This is a genomic window from Mesorhizobium sp. M1050, assembly GCF_040318715.1.
In the GTDB taxonomy this organism is placed as follows: Bacteria; Pseudomonadota; Alphaproteobacteria; order Rhizobiales; family Rhizobiaceae; genus Mesorhizobium.
The window spans coordinates 38,650-55,258 of record NZ_JAMYMV010000045.1; the positions used below are offsets into that span (position 1 = coordinate 38,650).

The window sequence follows — 16,609 nt, forward strand, 5'->3', positions numbered from 1 at the left end:
TGGCTTTGTCCTATAGACCGCTCGCTACTCGATAGTGAGCCCGTCACATTTGAGTCTCGTTCTATTTCTTTGTAGCCTCGATGAGGGCGGCGACGATACTCTTGCAGTCGGAATAGAACGCCTCGACACCTGGCAAGCCTTTGTTTCCTTCCCCTCCATGGGCGATTGAGTTGCGGATGGCGTAAGCCGAGGTGAGCGAAGCGTCCCATTGCTCGTTCGCTTCGATCGTCGTTCGAAAAGCATTTGACCAGGATTGGTCGAAGCGGATCAGTAGTTGGCAGATTGCTTCGCAGTCATAGTTCGTTCCCTTCTTGAAATGCGTCTTAATGAATTGCAGCACTTGTGGCTGTGCTCGCGTGGTCAGCCTATCGAGAATGATGACTTCGACGCACCGCTCGACATAGCCGCACACCAGCACAATGCCGTAGCGCGCCATATCCGACTTGAGCTCGTCGTCCTTCACGGCGTTAGCGCGCCCAAAGAAGGTATCGAGCTTCCGTTGACGGCTCTCGATCGAGTGCTGCACTAGATGCCTGCGAAAGCGGCAGTGGCGAGCGCCAAGCGCTTACGCACATTCTCCTCGTCGGCAGTTGCTCGCTCGCAAGCTTGTTTGAACTCATCATCCGCGATCAGCTTATCGTACGCTGCGCCAACATCGTTGTCTGTGGGGGCTGGGCCGGCATCAAGGCGTTTCGCCAACCCGACCATTACCGCATCGAAGGCAGCAGCGTTAAGCGAGCGGATGATGCGGAAGGCACGTGCGCCTATCGCCGTGTTAACTTTACCGATCGTAGTCTGGAAAACCTTCGACAGCCGGTCTAGCTCGTCCTTTCCGACCTTATTCATGGCGGCAGAAAACTTGTTCAGGAAGCCATTCATCGGTCGGGTGTATTTGTCTCCGTCACGATACATCGCGAAGAAACGCACAATCAACTCTTCGTCCTTCGCGCGGTTGTTTTGGCTGGCGAACACCGAACGCCATGGAGGGAATGTATTCAATTGGTGCACGCGCTCAATGAACGGGCCGAGGCTTATGCAATTGCGGATTTCCTGCGGCGACAGGCGGATACCACCCGTGTTGATGCGCTCGAATACAAAGTAGATGCTGTCTAGTACGTCTTCCGGCTTGTCTTGCTTAAAAATCGTGGCATGGACGATCGAGTCATCGAGCTTCAGAATGTCGGCGGGGTCGAGCGTCTTATAAGTTTGATTGACCCAAGGCTCGCGAACGCCTTGAAGCTTGAATTCTTTGCCGCGGAGGACGCCGTCGTAAAACGCTTCCAGTGTTCGAAGGCGCTGCTGTCCATCGATCACCAGATGCTCGTTCGTATCAGCCTCTTTGTAGAGAAAGACACCCGGAACTGGTAAGCCCATGAGCAGGGATTCGATGAATTTCGAGGCGTGTTTTGGGGTCCAGACGAACTGGCGTTGGAATTCTGGGATGCGGAACGCTCCCCCGCGCATCCGCTTGACGAGGCTGTCTACTGTGTAGTCGGCTCCGTAGCTTGAGATGCTGAATTTGGTTGCCCCCGGATCGTCGCGAAGCGTTTCGTCATCGATGCCTTCTTCCAGCGCCAGATCATACTCGTCCTTTCGAACGTCATCGTCTCGGATGTCATTTAGCGCGCCGATGCTCACGAACTACGTCCTCAAAAGAATGGTTAGATTACACACACCACACCCCGTCCCTCGCCGCAAGGAGAACCTAGAATCTGCTAAGGTATTGTCGATCATCGCGAAAGCGGCTTCGCGACAATCGCCAAGGGATAGTAGCCAGACCGAATAGTCCACAATTCCGCTGTTTCGCGAAACTGGACGAGCGGCAAGTCTCGGGCTGCAATAGAGACACTACGAGCGGCAACAATGCGTTCGGAAGTTGACGCTGGCGACTCCACCAACCCTTGATCGACGCCTGAAAGCGGCCAGTTCGCTTCCGGCCCAGGGCTGCCAGGCAGCAATGCGCCCAATCCCGGACCTTTAACAGTCAGCTAGCTTGTCTTGAAGCATACGTTCGCAGATTGGAATTACGGCCCTTCCGTAACAGGCTGTTGGACTGCTCTCTGCCAAGCCGATTTTTGATCGGTCATCCTATTCGATGCGAATTGCAATAGAGTCGATTGTGTCAGATCCCAAAAAGAAGCTCAGAGAAATATTTACCCAAAAACTTAGCATGAATTCAAACCTGATTCTGCGTTAAATAACATTTTGCTTCCGACTATTTGGTTTGATCCACTTTGTGGTCGCAGACGGACAATTTCGCTTTAAGATCGAGATAGGGAGCTCGCCTGAGGGTGCCGAATCAGGCAAGAACCCTTGCTAGAGCGCGGGGATTACATGGCCATTGACCAAAACGACATTCGTAGCTCGGCGAGCTACTCGACGGTAAGGAAATCAGCGAGCGAAGGGCGGGCGCAAAACAAACGTACGGCGTTTTTGTGTCACAGCCACCTTGACGCCGAACTCGCCAAAGGATTGCAGGGCTACCTCCACAGAAATGGATGGGAGGTCTACATCGACTGGGAAGACGGGACGATGCCGGAGCGACCGGATCGCCGAACAGCGGAAAAGATCCAGGCGAAGATACGTGACCTCGAGATGTTCTTCTTACTCGCGACCCAGAATTCCATGGGCAGCCGTTGGTGTCCTTGGGAGGTCGGGTATGCGGACGGAGTCAAAATCCTGAATCGCATCCTTGTCATTCCGACACGCGACGGCCGGGGCGTCACGCACGGCAATGAATATCTGGAGCTCTACCGACATCTCGATAAGGTTCCGACTGGCGGGATTGGGAGCTTCGACGTGGCGGGGAAGGGTATCCGCCTTTACGGCAGTCAGACGCCCTGAGTAGGAAAATAGCCATTGGCGCGTAAAACCTTCTTTTCCTTCCACTATCTATCCGACGTCTGGCGTGGGTGGAATGTTCGCAATTCATGGGTGGCGAAGCCTGACCATGTCAGCGTCGGATTTTTCGATAGAAGCGTGTTCGAGGCTTCCAAACGCGAAAATGACGACACGCTTAAGGCCTTTCTCCGCAAAGGACTCGAGAATACATCGGTGACTTGCGTCCTGACTGGAACGGACACTTGGCGGAGGCGCTGGGTGCGCTACGAGATCGCGCGCAGCATCATCAAGGGCAACGGTTTGCTGACGGTCTACATCCATGGTGTCAAGGACAGGAGCGGATACACTTCTACCAAGGGACTCGATCCACTGGCGCAGATGGGTGTCTACCGGAGCGGTGGCTCCATCTATCTCGCCGAGTGGAAAGGCGGAAAGTGGGTGTCTTATTCCGACTATACACGCGCCGTCCCAGAGCGTGACTTATGGTTCGCTGCTCCCAAGGCGGGCGTCGTCCAGATCTCGAAGCACTGTATGGCATATGACTACACGCAGCAGCGCGGACATCAGAACATAGGCGGATGGATTGAAACCGCCGCGGGGCTCGCAGGTCGATGAGCTTCTACGAACTAGCAATACTTGGATCGCCGACCGAGAAAGAACGCATCGTGCTCGCGGCCACGATCGGAGAAATGATCGCGGATTTTGGCTTGTCGGTCGGGACGGAAGTTCTGCTTCATGACGGCCAGTCCGTTCGGAAGCGAGATCCACGAAACGCTTTTGCGGCCGTTTATTTCGGCGGTGACAAGGAACTCGATGTCGACGTGGCAAACGAACTCAAAGATGCAAGCTTGCCAATCATCCCTACGGTCGATCACTTGGGCGATTTTGGCGCTGCGATCCCGCCCTCGCTGCAGTTCGCGAACGGGCTGAGACGCCGGTCCGACGATCCGGCTCTGACGGAGCTTTCGGGAGTTGCCTTGGAATGCGTTGGCCTTCTGCGTGCGCAGCGCCGGGTTTTTGTCAGCTACAGACGAACGGAGTCCCGAGCGGCGGCGTTGCAGCTTCATGACCTCCTCAACTCTCGTGGGTTCGACGTCTTCCTCGACACGCATGACATACGCCCCGGCGAACCTTTCCAGGATGTGCTGTGGCATCGGCTGGTCGACTCTGACGTTGTCGTTATGCTTGATACCCCCAGCTACTTCGCGAGCCGATGGACGCGGCAGGAGATTGGTCGTGCTCGGGCGAAGGAGATTCAAGTCATTCGTGTCATCTGGCCGGAGCATACGCCGAGTCGTCTGATGGATATGGCTGAGACTGTATATCTCGATCCTGAAGAACTCCTCGGTCCTGATGGCCCGATCGTCGATGCAACGGCAGATTCGATCGTGCTTCGCGTCGAGCGACTCCGGAGCATGAGCATCGCCGCGCGATACATGTCGATCACAGGCAAGCTTAGGGCGGACGTCGAGAAAATCGGCGCCGCGGTCGAAGCTGTGGGCGCCCACCGGGCAATTGCCGTGCGGCTGCTGAACGATCGCCTTATCTGGGCTTATCCGATCGTTGGTATCCCATCGGCCGAGACCTTGAACGACGTCGCCACGAAGGCAAAGAAGGCCGAACAGGGCGGGGTGCCCGTACTTGTTTACGATCACATCGGAATTCGCGATAGTTGGATTGCGCATCTCGCGTGGTTGGACGACCAGATTAAGGCAGTGAAGACGATACGGGTGTCCGAGGCAGGATGGGCCTTGGCAGGTATGGACGACTAATGGCTGACGCGATCTTCTTATCGGCGGGGGTTCCCGATCCGCGGCGTGGCCCGGAATTCGCGGCGACAGCAGATACCGTTGCCATAACCGCCGCGGTGTCCGCTCTCGTATACGTGGCGCTGGGGCGCAGGCGCCTTATCTGGGGCGGCCATCCGGCGATCACTCCAATGATCTTCGTCATGTCCGAGGGCATGAGCATCAACTACGCGGAATGGGTGACGCTTTATCAGTCCGAGTTTTTCAAGGACGAGTTCCCTGAAGACAACAAGCGCTTCCGGAATGTCGTTTTCACGGAGAGGCTCAATAATGATCGTGAGGCGAGTTTGAGGCTCATGCGGCAACGCATGTTCGAGGAGCACGAGTTCAGGGCGGCGGTCTTCATCGGCGGCATGGGCGGAATCGTCGCGGAATACGAGATGTTCAGGCAACTTCAGCCGCATGCGAAAGTCATCCCGGTGACCTCTACCGGAGGAGCATCCCTCGACGTAGCCGGCAAGCTAGGCAAGGTGCCGTCTGACTTCCAGGACCAACGCGATTACGTCGCGCTGTTCCACGAGCACCTCGGCATTTCCGTGAGAGAGGAGCGCTTCAGAGTTCCTGGAGATCAACCAGCGGTCGTCGAGGAGCGGTTCTGGCGACCTGCGAACTAGATGGCGAATGGCAGCTTATCGCCAACCGTGATTGAGAAGCGGACAGTCCGCTAACGTGCCCCAATGCTGCCGGGCAGCATTGCGCCCAAGTCAGACCTATTGGCAAACTTTGCCTTCGCCCGAAAGCGGACTGTACGCTGGCGCGAAGCAGATGGGGGCACGCGCCACATGTGAGACGAATGGGTAAACGTAGCCGGGGCCGAAACCGGACGTTACGGACGAACAGCGAGTGGTAGCAACGATCCACTCCATCATCAGCTAGTGGCTGCGGCGCTTGTTTGCCTACCTTTGTGAGATGTGCCATCGTCAAGGTGCGGGGCATAGAATGCATGTGAGTGGGGCATTGTCGGCCAACTTCGATTACTTGAAGGAGCTCAGTCCTGAACTCCATCGTCTCGCTGTACTTGCCGAGCGATTCTTTGCGCTGGACGCTAATACCTCGCTGGTCAAGAGCCGCCAATTTGGCGAATACATGGTTAAGGAGATTGCGGCGCTCTCCGGGGCCTATAATCCGGATCGTCGTGAAACAACGTTCGAACTGCTGCGGCGCCTTCGGGCTGCGCAGATCGTTCCGCGCGAGATTGGTGACATCTTCCATGCCATCCGCAAGAGCGGGAACGAAGCCAATCACGACTTCGGGGGAACCCCAGCGGAGGCCTTGGCCGCGCTTAAATTCTGCCGGACACTCGGCGTCTGGTATCGGCGAACATACGGTAGCGACCCGCAGTTCAAGCCGGGGCCCTTCGTTCCTCCGAAGCCCTCGAAGGACACCGACGATTCGACGCGACAGGAACTGGACAAACTGCGTCAGCAAGTGAGGGAATCAGAGGAACGGCTTCGAACACTCGAAGCCTCGGCCGAGGACCTCTCCAAGGCTCGCGCAGCGGCAGAGGAACTCGCGCGCCAAGCCTCCGAAGAAAGCGCCGTCTGGGAACAGACGGCGGTCGAACTCGAAGCCAACCAGGCTGAACTGACACGCAGGCTGTCGGAGCTTCAGGCGACGGCCGAGACCGTGCCCGAGCAGCAGCGGCTAGAGTTGAAACAGGCAGGCTTCGAAGCAGCAAGTCGGGTCGAGCTCGACGAGCAGCAGACGCGCCTTCTGATCGATGTTCAGCTGAGCGAGATGGGGTGGGAAGCCGATTCGGACGCCTTGCGCCATTCCGCTGGCACACGACCGGAAGACGGACGGGCATTGGCTATCGCCGAATGGCCTTGCGTGGGCGGAAGCGTCGACTATGCCCTTTTCGTCGGCATGGTCTGCATCGGCGTGGTCGAGGCCAAGCGCGGGTCTTTTGACGTCCCTTCCACCCTCGTCCAGGCTGAACGCTATGCCCGAACCATCCTGCTTGCGCCGGGGCAGCAACAACCAGACGGGCCATGGCAGCACGGACTCGACGAGCCGTTTCGCGTTCCTTTCGTCTTCGCCACCAACGGTCGCCCCTTTGTCCGGCAATGGCTTACGAAATCCGGCATCTGGTACCGGGACGTGCGACGAGAGACCAACCATCCTGTGGCTCTGCCGCAGTGGTTTTCCCCTAACGATCTTGTCGCCAAGCTGCGGACCGACGTCGATGCCGCCGTTCGCGGGCTTGCTGAGGAAAGCCTAGGCAAGGGCAAGCTTCGCCCCTACCAGGAAGATGCTGTCGCCGCGATCGAACACGCCGTTGAGGCGGGCCAGCGTCAAATTCTGATCTCAATGGCCACGGGGACAGGCAAGACCCGTACGGCTATCGCGCTTATGTATCGCCTCCTCAAGCATAAGCGCTTCCGGCGCATCCTCTTCCTGGTCGATCGCAAAGCTCTCGGCAAACAGGCGGGCGATGCGCTAGAAACAACCGAGATCGAGGGGCTCCTGAATTTCGCTCAGATCTACAAGGTGGCAGGCCTCGATAGGAAGGTTCCGGAACCGGAAGATCAGGTTCAGGTGGCGACCGTGCAGTCCTTGATCGCCCGCATCCTGAATGAGCCGGACGTTTCGCAGCGACCCACTCCAGGTACATTCGACTGCATCATCGTTGACGAGGCTCATCGCGGCTACACGCTCGATGCCGAGTTAAGCGAGAGCGACATCGGCTTTCGGAATCTCGAGGATTACCAGTCGGCTTACCGCCAGATTCTCGACTATTTTGACGCGGTGAAGATTGCGCTCACCGCGACGCCCGCGCTCCACACGCGCGAGATCTTCGGACACCCAGTCTTCCATTATGGATACCGCCAGGCGGTCGTCGAAGGCTATCTCACCGACCACCTGCCGCCGCGGCGCGTCACGACAGCGCTCTCGGAAGCGGGCATTCATTTCGAGGGCGGCGAAGAAGTCGAAATCGTCGATCGCAAGACCGGACAGATTGACCTCTTCGCTCTGCCCGACGACGTGTCCCTCGACTATGATCTCGCCGACTTCAACAGGCGCGTCTACTCGGAGTCCTTCAACCGCATCGTCTGCCGAGCCATTGCGACCGAGATCCCCCCGGACAAGCCTGGTAAGACGCTGATCTTTGCCGCCCGCGACACCCATGCTGACGACATCGTGCGGCTCCTGACCGAGGAACTGCAGGATGAGTACGGCAAGGACGCCATCCCTCACGAGATGGTGGCGAAGATCACTGGCACGATCGACAAGGCCGACGAGCTGATCCTGCGGTTCAAGAACGATCCTCTCCCGAAGTACGTCGTCACTGTCGACCTCCTCACCACCGGCATTGATGTTCCAGCGATCTCCAACCTCGTCTTTGTGCGGCGGGTGAAAAGCCGAATCCTTTACGACCAGATGATCGGCCGTGCGACCCGGCTTTGCCCCGAGATCGGCAAGGAGCACTTCCGTATCTTCGACGCCGTCGACCTTTATGCCGAGCTGCAAGAGATGACCGACATGCGCCCGGTGGTGCTGAAACCGGATATCTCGCTCGGCCAGCTCGTCACCGATCTCGGTGAGGCGGCGGACGATGAGGAAAGGCGCTGGGTTGCGGGCCAGGTGATCGTTCGCATGCGTGCGCTTGCCAAGCGCATGGACTCCGAAACCCGCGAGAGCTTCGAACGCCACACAGGCGAACAGGCAGAGCCTGCCATCCAACGGCTGGCTACCCGGAGCGGGGCGGATCTTGCCGATTGGCTCTCGGCGCATCCGCGCGCGGTTGAAATCCTGGAGCGTCGCCCTTCCGGCAGCACGGTCCGCAATAACGACGGCGTGGTGATCTCGACGCATGAGGACGAGCTGCTGCGCATCGAGGAGATCTTCGGCAAGAACACCACGCCCGAAGATTACATTTCCGGCTTCGAGCGTTTCGTCCGCGAGAACATGAACCAGGTTCCGGCACTGATCGCCGTCACGCAGCGGCCGCGGGACCTGACACGACGGGAGCTGTCGGAACTGGCTGGTCTGCTCGACGAGGGCAACTACTCCGAATCCATGTTGCGTGCGGCCTATGGCAAGGCGCGCAACGCCGACATCGCCGCCCACATCATCGGCTTCGTCCGGCAGGCCGCATTGGGCGATCCGCTGGTGCCCTACGCGACACGTGTCGAGCGGGCGATCCTCGCCATCGAAAAGTCCCGCACATGGACGCCGAAGCAGAAGGACTGGCTGCGCCGTATCGGCCGGGCGCTAAAGGACAAGCCCGTGGCCGATCCCACGCTGCTTGACCAAGGCGTCTTCGCCGACAAGGGCGGCTTCAAGCGAATCTCACAGGAGTTCGACGGCGCGCTGGACGATGTGCTGCACCAATTCAACGAGGCAATCTGGGGCCCTTCCGCGGCATGAGTTGACCCAGATCGCTCATCCCTTACAAGCATGCGACCCAACAAGAGACAGGCTGCGCCGCAACCATGAATGCCAATGCCATCGTCCAGAAACTCTGGCGCCTCTGCACCGTCCTCAGGAAGGACGGCATCACCTATCAGCAGTATGTCACCGAGCTGACCTACTTGTTGTTCCTCAAGATGATGGCAGAGCGCAACCGCGAGACGGGCAGCCTGCCTAAGGGCATGCGCTGGACAGATCTGGTGGCGACGAACGGCCTCGCCAAGCTGGAGCACTACCGCAAGGTCCTGGTGACGCTCGGTGCCACCAGCACCCGTCTCGGCAAGGAGGACGCCCTGGTTCTGCCTCCCACCGATGGGGCTTCGCCGGAGGAGCGCAAGCGCTATGCCGATGCGAGACCCCTGCCGGAGATGGTGCAGGAGATCTTCGACAACGCCTCCACCTTCATCCGCGAACCGCAGAACCTGACGACGCTGGTGACCGCCATCGACGAGTTGGACTGGTTTTCCGAGGAGCGCGACCAGTTCGGCGATCTCTATGAAGGCCTGCTGCAGAAGAATGCTGAAGAGACCAAACGCGGTGCCGGGCAGTACTTCACCCCGCGCGTGCTGATCGAGCTCCTCGTGCGCCTCATGCAGCCGAAGCCGGGTGAGGTCATCCAGGATCCCGCGGCGGGCACGGGCGGTTTTCTGATCGCCGCAGACCGCTATATGCGCGCACGCACCGACAACTATTTTGATCTCGGAGAGAAGGAGCAGGAGTTCCAAAAGCACCATGCCTTCCACGGCATGGAAAACGTCCCGGGCACGCTGCGCCTGCTCTTGATGAACCTCTACCTCCACGACCTGGACAGCGATCATGTCGATCTGGGGGACACCCTGTCGGACAAGGGCAAGAGCCTCGGCCGCGCCAACCTCATCCTCACCAATCCTCCCTTTGGCCCGGCAGGCGGCGCGCCGACGCGGGACGATCTCTCCGTAACGGCTAGTGTCTCGTCCTATCAGCTTCCGTTCGTTGAGCACTGCATTCGCGCCCTGAAGCCTGGTGGTCGCGCGGCCATCGTCGTGCCGGACAATGTTCTGTTCGAAGACGGACGAGGGAAGCAGCTTCGCCAGATGATGATGAACTGGTGTAACCTGCACACCATCCTGCGGCTTCCGACGGGCATCTTTTATGCGCAGGGGGTGAAGACCAACGTCATCTTCCTGACGCGCGGCAAGACCGAGACAGGCAACACCAAGGCCGTGTCGATCTACGACCTTCGCGCCCAGATGCCGAAATTCGGCAAAACCACGCCGTTGACGGCCGCCCATTTCGAGAAGTTCGAAAAGGCCTTCGGAAACGACCCCTTTGGCGCCGAGCGTGGCCCCGACGAAGGCGAGACCGGCCGCTGGCGCCTATTCGCCCGCAACGATATTGCCAAGCGTGGCGACAATCTCGATGTCGCCTGGCTGCGCGAGGCGGAGGACGAGGCCGAAGAAGGCCTGATCGAGCCCGAGGATATCGCCGCCGCCATCCTCGGCCATCTGCAGGCCGCAACGCTGGAGATCGAGGCGCTGATGGCGGAACTGGCCGATGAGATTCCGGAGGCGGCGGAATGACCGGGCTGCCGAGGGGGTGGGTCGAATACGAAGCCTCTGAAATCTGTGACTTGGTGCAAAGTGGAGGCACTCCCAAAGAGGGCTTTATTGACAGGCCCGGCGTGCCGTTTCTGAAGGTGTACAACATCGTTGGTCAGAAGATCGACTTTGAGTACAGGCCTCAGTTCATCAATGTCGACATTCATCACTCTTCGATGGCGAAATCACAGGCATTTCCTGGTGACGTGCTGATGAATATCGTAGGACCACCCCTGGGAAAAGTCGCCGTAGTACCCGATACATACCCGACTTGGAACGTCAATCAAGCATTGACGATTTTTCGCCCGAACGCATCCATTACGTCTGAATGGCTATACTATTTCCTTTGCGGTGGAGACAGTGTCAAGAGCGTGATCAATGAGACCCGCGGCTCAGCAGGCCAAGTAAATATATCGCTGTCTCAGTGCCGAAGTTTCAAGCTTCCCCTCCCGCCCCTAGCCGAGCAAAAGCGCATCGTGGCCAAACTGGATGCGCTGAACGCGAAATCCGCCCGCGCCCGCACCGAACTCGCACGCGTCGAAATTCTCGTGTCCCGCTATAGGCAGGTCGTGCTCAGGTCTGCCTTCCTAGGGAGGATGACATCGGAGTGGAGGGCAAAGAAGATAAACCTCCAGGCTGCATCAGCTCTAATCGCCAGCACCCCGACGCCGCATCAGCCCAGAGGCGGCAGGGAGGCAACCGATAGGGCGATCCAAGGAAAGGCTGCATTGGCGGTCAACACTTCGACTCGTCAAGCCCCTCCAAAATGGCAGTGGGTCCCCCTAAATCGTATCACGCGGCAGGAGACGGGACACACTCCAAGCCGGTCGCACCCCGAGTGGTGGGGCGGTGACATCCCATGGATCGGAATCAAGGATGCCGGAGCGCATCATGGAAAGGTAATCGAACATACGATCCAGACAACCAACAAAGAAGGCTTGGCCAACTCCGCGGCACGCCTCTTACCAGCCGGAACCGTCTGCCTTTCTAGAACGGCCTCCGTTGGTTACGTGACGATCATGGGCAAGCCTATGGCGACAAGCCAGGATTTCGTCACTTGGACTTGCACAGAAGCCTTGGTGCCAAAGTTCTTGATGTACGCGTTGATCGCAGAGGGCGAAGACATCCGAGAGTTCGGCAAGGGGACCACCCACACAACAATCTATTTCCCCGAGGTGCGGGCGATGCAGATATGCCTCGCGCCCCTCGAAGAACAACACGAAATCGTCCGCCGCATCGAATCCGCTTTCGCCAGAATTGACCGGCTGGCGGGAGAGGCAAAGCGCGCGCTGGAGCTGGTGGGCAGACTGGACGAGGCGATCCTGGCAAAGGCTTTCCGCGGCGTACTGGTCCCCCAGGTAGAAAACGACGAACCCGCCGAACGCCTGCTCGCGCGCATCCGCGCCGAGCGCGCGGCGGAGGCGAAAGAAAAACCGAAACCATTTAGACGGAAGAGCGCCATGTTGACGGCTCGAGAATTCCTGAAAGAAAACATGCAGAATTGGCCAGAAGAGGGGGTCAGCTTCCAGGATCTTCGGGGGGAGTTCAGGGGCAACTATGATGACCTCAAGGAGGCGGTGTTCGCCTCTATCTCCGATGACAAGCCGACGTTGCAGCAGGTCTTCGACGAAACGCGGTCGTTAATGATGCTCAGAAAGCATAGGCGATGAAGATCGTCAGGGTGAAGATTTTCGAGGCCGCTAGTTGCGGCGGCTTGTTGGACGGTTTGGACATTGAGTTAGTTCGGCCTCGCACAGGCCATGAGAATGCACATTTCTTGCCGATTTGCCTGTTGGGAAAGAACGGCACCGGGAAGTCTCAATTTTTACAAATCATTGCAGAGTTGTTTCAGGCCGCATGGCATGAGCATCGCCCTCAGGAAGAGGCGGCGGCGGCCAATCCCGAACTGCTATTTGAGATCATCTACGAGGTAGAGTTGCCAGGAGACCAGGGCGTCCGGCGCGTCAAGCTGAGTAGGGTACGGGATCCATCAGGTCGTATCGGCAAGATGCGGATGGAGGTCAAACGGGACGACGATTATCGTCCGTTGGCGGACAACCAAGACATCGAGTTTGGACAACATCTTCCGCCTCTCGTCGTGGCGTACACGTCGGGCGACAATGAAACCCTGAGCGTTCCTTTCTATGTCAGCCGATCAGGCTACGCTGCATCTGTCGCGACCGCCGCGATGAAGGATTCTAATGCGACTGTCCCCGACAACAGACTGGTGTTGCTAGATTATTCTACACATCTCGAGGTGCTCATCGCCAACCTGATGTCCGGTACGGACGACCTTCGGGTCGACCTGGTGCGGCACGCCGGATTAGCAGCCCTGCATTCTTTCCGGTTGGTGATCCAACTCAACCATCCAGATGCGCCCAAAGTCAGAGCAAAAAAATCGTTGCGGAAGGGAATTCAACTAACTGACGAGTTGGAGGGGTACATCAAACGCCTTTGCAATGCCGCGACGTGTTGGGACTACGATCCCAAACAGGAGGTATACACGCTCGACTACTTGGTCGACGCCGAGAGCCGCAAGGCGTTTCGTGAACTCTGGTCCGACACGGTGGGGCTATTCAGGTCGCTGCATAAACTCGCGATGCTGAACGACCTCATGATACCGAAGAAGGCTCGAGAGCGCCTACGGAGGAACATCAAGGTCCGAAAGTTCGCTTCCAAGCTTCCGGAGCCTCAGGATGAGACGAAGGTTTTCAAGATCGAGGAAGTTCGCTTTCAGAAAACGGGGCAATCCGGTACGTCGTCCGATCTTGACTATGTCTCCCTTTCGGATGGGGAACATCAACAGGCCCAGCTTTTCGGGATCGTTGCAATGTTTCGGGACAGAAATACCTTGTTCCTTCTCGATGAGCCTGAATCGCACTTCAACCCCCAATGGCGCGCCAAGCTGATCACCAGACTGATGGAACTGCCGATACAGGGACTGGGCGAACAAGAGTTCATTCTAACTACGCACGCGCCCTTCGTTCCCTCTGACATGCGTCGTGAGCAGGTCCGTATTTTTTCCAAGGAAGACGAAAAATTATCGGCTCGCAAACCGGAGATCGAAACCTTCGGGGCGACCTACGACGCCATCCTCAGTCACTGCTTCGACATTGATCCCCCGATCTCACACTTAGCGCAGGAGAAGATCAACCGCTTGAAAACGACCGCATCCGCCAACGAGATCGAGGAAGAAATGCCTCGGATCGGTTCCTCGGTCGAGAAAGCGCTGCTCGCGGACCGCCTATTCGAACTGAAAAGCCAAAAATAGCATGTTCTTCACGTATCCGATCGCGGCCACAAATGACAATTGGCTCAGCTCAACACTGTTGGCAGTCCTACATGACGCGTTGGTAGCACTTCAGCATGGTGAAGAGCCACTCGGCTTCCAGGCGTCGGTTCCAGAGCCCTACAAATCGGAATTCGCTCGGTGCCACAAGTTTCCGGCCCTTTATGGTGCGTTTGTCGAAACGTGCCGGCCTCTGCAAGCGGAACAGCGGGACGACATTGTGTTGGCGCTGGCGGGGCAAAACCAGTTCCCTGAACTCTTTGCCATCAATGCTCCATCTCACGGCATTGCGGGTACCCTCCCCACCGTTCACGATGCGGCTCGAAGCCTGTTTGAATATGCATTCGGGAAGCTCTCGGACCTCAAGACGCCAGGCAGCGGTGAAACTGTAAGAGGCCGCTACCACCACCTCGTCCACGATCATTTTGCGAGCGGTTGCTGCCCGTTCTGCGGGCTTGAAATTATGGAGGCACCGGATCCGGATCTCGTGGACCCGGATCTCGACCATTACTTGGCCGTATCGAAATACCCTTTCGCGGGGGCAAATCTCCGCAATCTGACAGCGATGGGAACGAACTGTAATCGTTCATACAAAGGTGCCCAGGATATCCTCTTGGATGAACAACACCAAAAAGCGGAGTGCTTTGATCCATATGGGAACGAACATGTTACACTGTCATTGGATGGCACAGTGCTTCTTCCTGGTGGGGGCGCTGGGCCCGCGTGGGCGCTAACCTTCGATCCAGATCTAAAATCTCTAAACTGGCGGCGCATCTTCAAACTCGAAGCCCGGATCAGGGCGAACGTTCTCGAGAAGCAATATCAGATGTGGCTTAAGCACTTCACCGTTTATGCGAAGAGAAATGGAATAGACATCGCAGGGAAGGACGGAGCGATTGAGGCGATAGCGAAATTCAAGGCTACATGCGACATGGAAAGCCTTCCCACGGTCGCTCGGCTGAAGGCTAGTTTCTTCGCGCTGGTAGAGAATGCGCTTAACGATCCAGTCGGCGGAGATCGAATGCACAATTTCCTGATCGAATCTGCGTGATCCGCCGGACAGGTACTCTTCGGAGAGCGATATCATGATCCCGGACTATCAGAGCCTCATGCTCCCGGTTCTGCGCATCGCTGCTGTCGGCGAATCCCGCGTCGCTGACGTCGCGGAGCGGATCGCCGACGATCTGAAACTTACGCCGGAGGAGCGGGACGAGCTCTTGCCCAGCGGGCGGCAGCGCGTGCTGCACAACCGCATTCACTGGGCGAAGTTCTACATGAGCAAGGCTGGCCTGATCTCCTCGCCCGCGCGTGGCCGCTTTGTCGCGACAGATCGAGGAAAGGCGCTGTTGGACACCAAGCCAGAGCGGATCGATGTGCCTCTCCTGATGCGGGAGCCGGAGTTTCGTACGCATCCGGTGAAGACCGCAGACGTGCGTATCCGGCGGCCTTGAGCACCGCGGTGCTGAGGTCAAGCTTTCGATGGGGAGACGCGATGATATTCTTCGAGAAGGAGTTTGACCTCCTCGATGCCTTCATCGGCGAAGGCCAAGATTCCGCCGTCATCGTTGGCGCCGTACACCCAGATGACGCCGTCCTCGGGCTCGAGACCGAGGGTCAGGTCCTGGATGAGCGCTTCGCTGACGCCGAGGTCCCTGGCGACACGGTCGACGGTATAGACGTGATGCACCTTATTGCGCTGCATGATTAGGCCGCCGCTGGTTGGGTCCGCAGTTGTGCGGATCTCCAATTCCACGGCAGCAAATCATCGATCCGATGAGCTGGGTGGGCTGCGATGCGCGCCAGGATATCGGCGAGCCAGGCCTGCGGGTCGATATCGTTCATCTTGGCGCTGACGATCAGGCTGTAGAGAACGGCAGCGCGCTGTCCGCCGCGATCGGAACCGCAGAACAGCCAGGACTTTCTGCCGAGAGCGATGCCGCGCAGGGCTCGCTCGGCTGCATTGTTCGATAGGCAGATCCGCCCGTCGTCGAGGAACCGGGCGAAGGATGACCAGCGGCGCAGCATGTAGTTGAAGGCCTTGGTCAGATCATGTCCGCGCGACAGCTTGTCGCGCGTCTCAATCAACCAGGTCTCGAGCTCGGTGACCAGCGGCACGCTCCGCTCCTGGCGCACGGCGTGGCGTTGGGCCGGCGACAGGCCGTTGATCGCGCGCTCGATATCGAACAGGGCATCGATGCGCTTCACGGCTTCGACCGCCAGCGGATAGACCAGGTTGGGCTTCTCGCCGTGCGCCTTCTTGCGCGCCGCCGCTTCGACATCGGCCAGCTCGAACACTTTGCGCCGGCTGTGGGCCCAGCAGCTGGCTTCCAGAATAGGCGCCGGCTGACGGGCCGCCGCATAGAGATCGCCATAACCGCCATAGGCATCGGCCTGCAGAATGCCGCTCCAGCCGGCGAGATGCGCCGCGGGATGTTCGCCTCGGCGATCGCGGGAATAATAGAACACCGCCGCCGGCGGATCGACACCGCCGAATGGTCGGTCATCACGCACATAGGTCCATAATCGGCCGGTATCGGTCTTGCCCTTGGCCAGGACCGGCACCGTCGTATCGTCGCCGTGCAGACGTGACGCGGCCAGCACATGGGCTTCGAGTCGCTTGAACAGCGGCATCAGCGCCGCGGCGCCGGCGCCGACCTGGTCGGCGAGCGTCGACAGGCTGA

At 58.4% G+C, this 16,609-nt stretch carries 14 protein-coding genes; 10 read left to right on the plus strand and 4 right to left on the minus strand.

Features of this window, described 5'->3' with window-relative positions; genetic code table 11:
- Positions 1-61: 61 nt before the first annotated feature.
- Together NKH57_RS22525 and NKH57_RS22530 are read right to left on the minus strand one after the other, a co-directional pair.
- Positions 62-526 carry a HEPN domain-containing protein gene (locus NKH57_RS22525; RefSeq protein ID WP_352947406.1) on the minus strand — a complete coding sequence of 155 codons (465 nt, stop codon included), beginning with the start codon at positions 524-526 and terminating at the stop codon, positions 62-64.
- Positions 526-1,638: a GmrSD restriction endonuclease domain-containing protein gene (locus NKH57_RS22530; RefSeq protein WP_352947408.1), complete on the minus strand. Its 1,113-nt coding sequence runs from the start codon at positions 1,636-1,638 to the stop codon at positions 526-528. The genes NKH57_RS22525 and NKH57_RS22530 overlap by 1 nt, the downstream gene beginning before the upstream one ends.
- A 696-nt stretch (positions 1,639-2,334) precedes the next feature.
- On the opposite strand from NKH57_RS22530, the gene NKH57_RS22535 reads away from it, so the two are divergent.
- The 10 genes from NKH57_RS22535 to NKH57_RS22580 all read left to right on the plus strand — a co-directional run bounded on the left by NKH57_RS22535 (position 2,335) and on the right by NKH57_RS22580 (position 15,379).
- Positions 2,335-2,844: a toll/interleukin-1 receptor domain-containing protein gene (locus NKH57_RS22535; RefSeq protein WP_352947410.1), complete on the plus strand. Its 510-nt coding sequence runs from the start codon at positions 2,335-2,337 to the stop codon at positions 2,842-2,844.
- A gap of 15 nt (positions 2,845-2,859) precedes the next feature.
- Positions 2,860-3,456, plus strand: a complete 597-nt coding sequence (locus NKH57_RS22540) for a TIR domain-containing protein (protein ID WP_352947413.1) — start codon at positions 2,860-2,862, stop codon at positions 3,454-3,456.
- Positions 3,453-4,613 (plus strand): Thoeris type III anti-phage system protein ThcB4, encoded by a 1,161-nt coding sequence (gene thcB4, locus NKH57_RS22545; protein ID WP_352947416.1) that lies wholly within the window; start codon positions 3,453-3,455, stop codon positions 4,611-4,613. The genes NKH57_RS22540 and thcB4 overlap by 4 nt, the downstream gene beginning before the upstream one ends.
- Entirely contained in the window at positions 4,613-5,263 is a 651-nt protein-coding gene (gene thcA / locus NKH57_RS22550) for a Thoeris type III anti-phage system protein ThcA (protein ID WP_352947419.1), read from the plus strand. Before thcB4 ends, thcA begins: the two co-directional genes overlap by 1 nt.
- Positions 5,264-5,606: 343 nt before the next feature.
- A complete protein-coding gene (gene hsdR / locus NKH57_RS22555) occupies positions 5,607-9,020 on the plus strand; it encodes a type I restriction-modification system endonuclease (protein WP_352947421.1) in 3,414 nt (1,137 codons plus the stop codon).
- A 65-nt stretch (positions 9,021-9,085) separates the two neighbouring features.
- Entirely contained in the window at positions 9,086-10,621 is a 1,536-nt protein-coding gene (locus NKH57_RS22560; RefSeq protein WP_352947424.1) for a class I SAM-dependent DNA methyltransferase, read from the plus strand.
- The gene (locus NKH57_RS22565; RefSeq protein WP_352947426.1) at positions 10,618-12,309 is read left to right on the plus strand and encodes a restriction endonuclease subunit S; all 1,692 of its coding nucleotides are present in this window, start codon (positions 10,618-10,620) and stop codon (positions 12,307-12,309) included. The genes NKH57_RS22560 and NKH57_RS22565 overlap by 4 nt, the downstream gene beginning before the upstream one ends.
- Positions 12,306-13,910, plus strand: coding sequence for a restriction system-associated AAA family ATPase (locus NKH57_RS22570; RefSeq protein ID WP_352947428.1), 1,605 nt, complete (start codon positions 12,306-12,308; stop codon positions 13,908-13,910). The genes NKH57_RS22565 and NKH57_RS22570 overlap by 4 nt, the downstream gene beginning before the upstream one ends.
- A gap of 1 nt (position 13,911) precedes the next feature.
- A complete protein-coding gene (locus NKH57_RS22575) occupies positions 13,912-14,979 on the plus strand; it encodes a hypothetical protein (RefSeq protein WP_352947430.1) in 1,068 nt (355 codons plus the stop codon).
- A 34-nt stretch (positions 14,980-15,013) separates the two neighbouring features.
- The gene (locus NKH57_RS22580) at positions 15,014-15,379 is read left to right on the plus strand and encodes a winged helix-turn-helix domain-containing protein (protein WP_352947433.1); all 366 of its coding nucleotides are present in this window, start codon (positions 15,014-15,016) and stop codon (positions 15,377-15,379) included.
- Positions 15,380-15,396: 17 nt separating this feature from the next.
- On the opposite strand, the gene NKH57_RS22585 is transcribed toward NKH57_RS22580, so the two are convergent.
- Both NKH57_RS22585 and tnpC read right to left on the minus strand, forming a co-directional pair.
- On the minus strand, positions 15,397-15,630 hold the full coding sequence (locus NKH57_RS22585) for a hypothetical protein (protein ID WP_352873429.1): 234 nt from the start codon (positions 15,628-15,630) through the stop codon (positions 15,397-15,399).
- A 2-nt stretch (positions 15,631-15,632) separates the two neighbouring features.
- Positions 15,633-16,609: IS66 family transposase (tnpC, locus tag NKH57_RS22590; protein ID WP_352947436.1), on the minus strand; the 977-nt coding region annotated here is incomplete at its 5' end.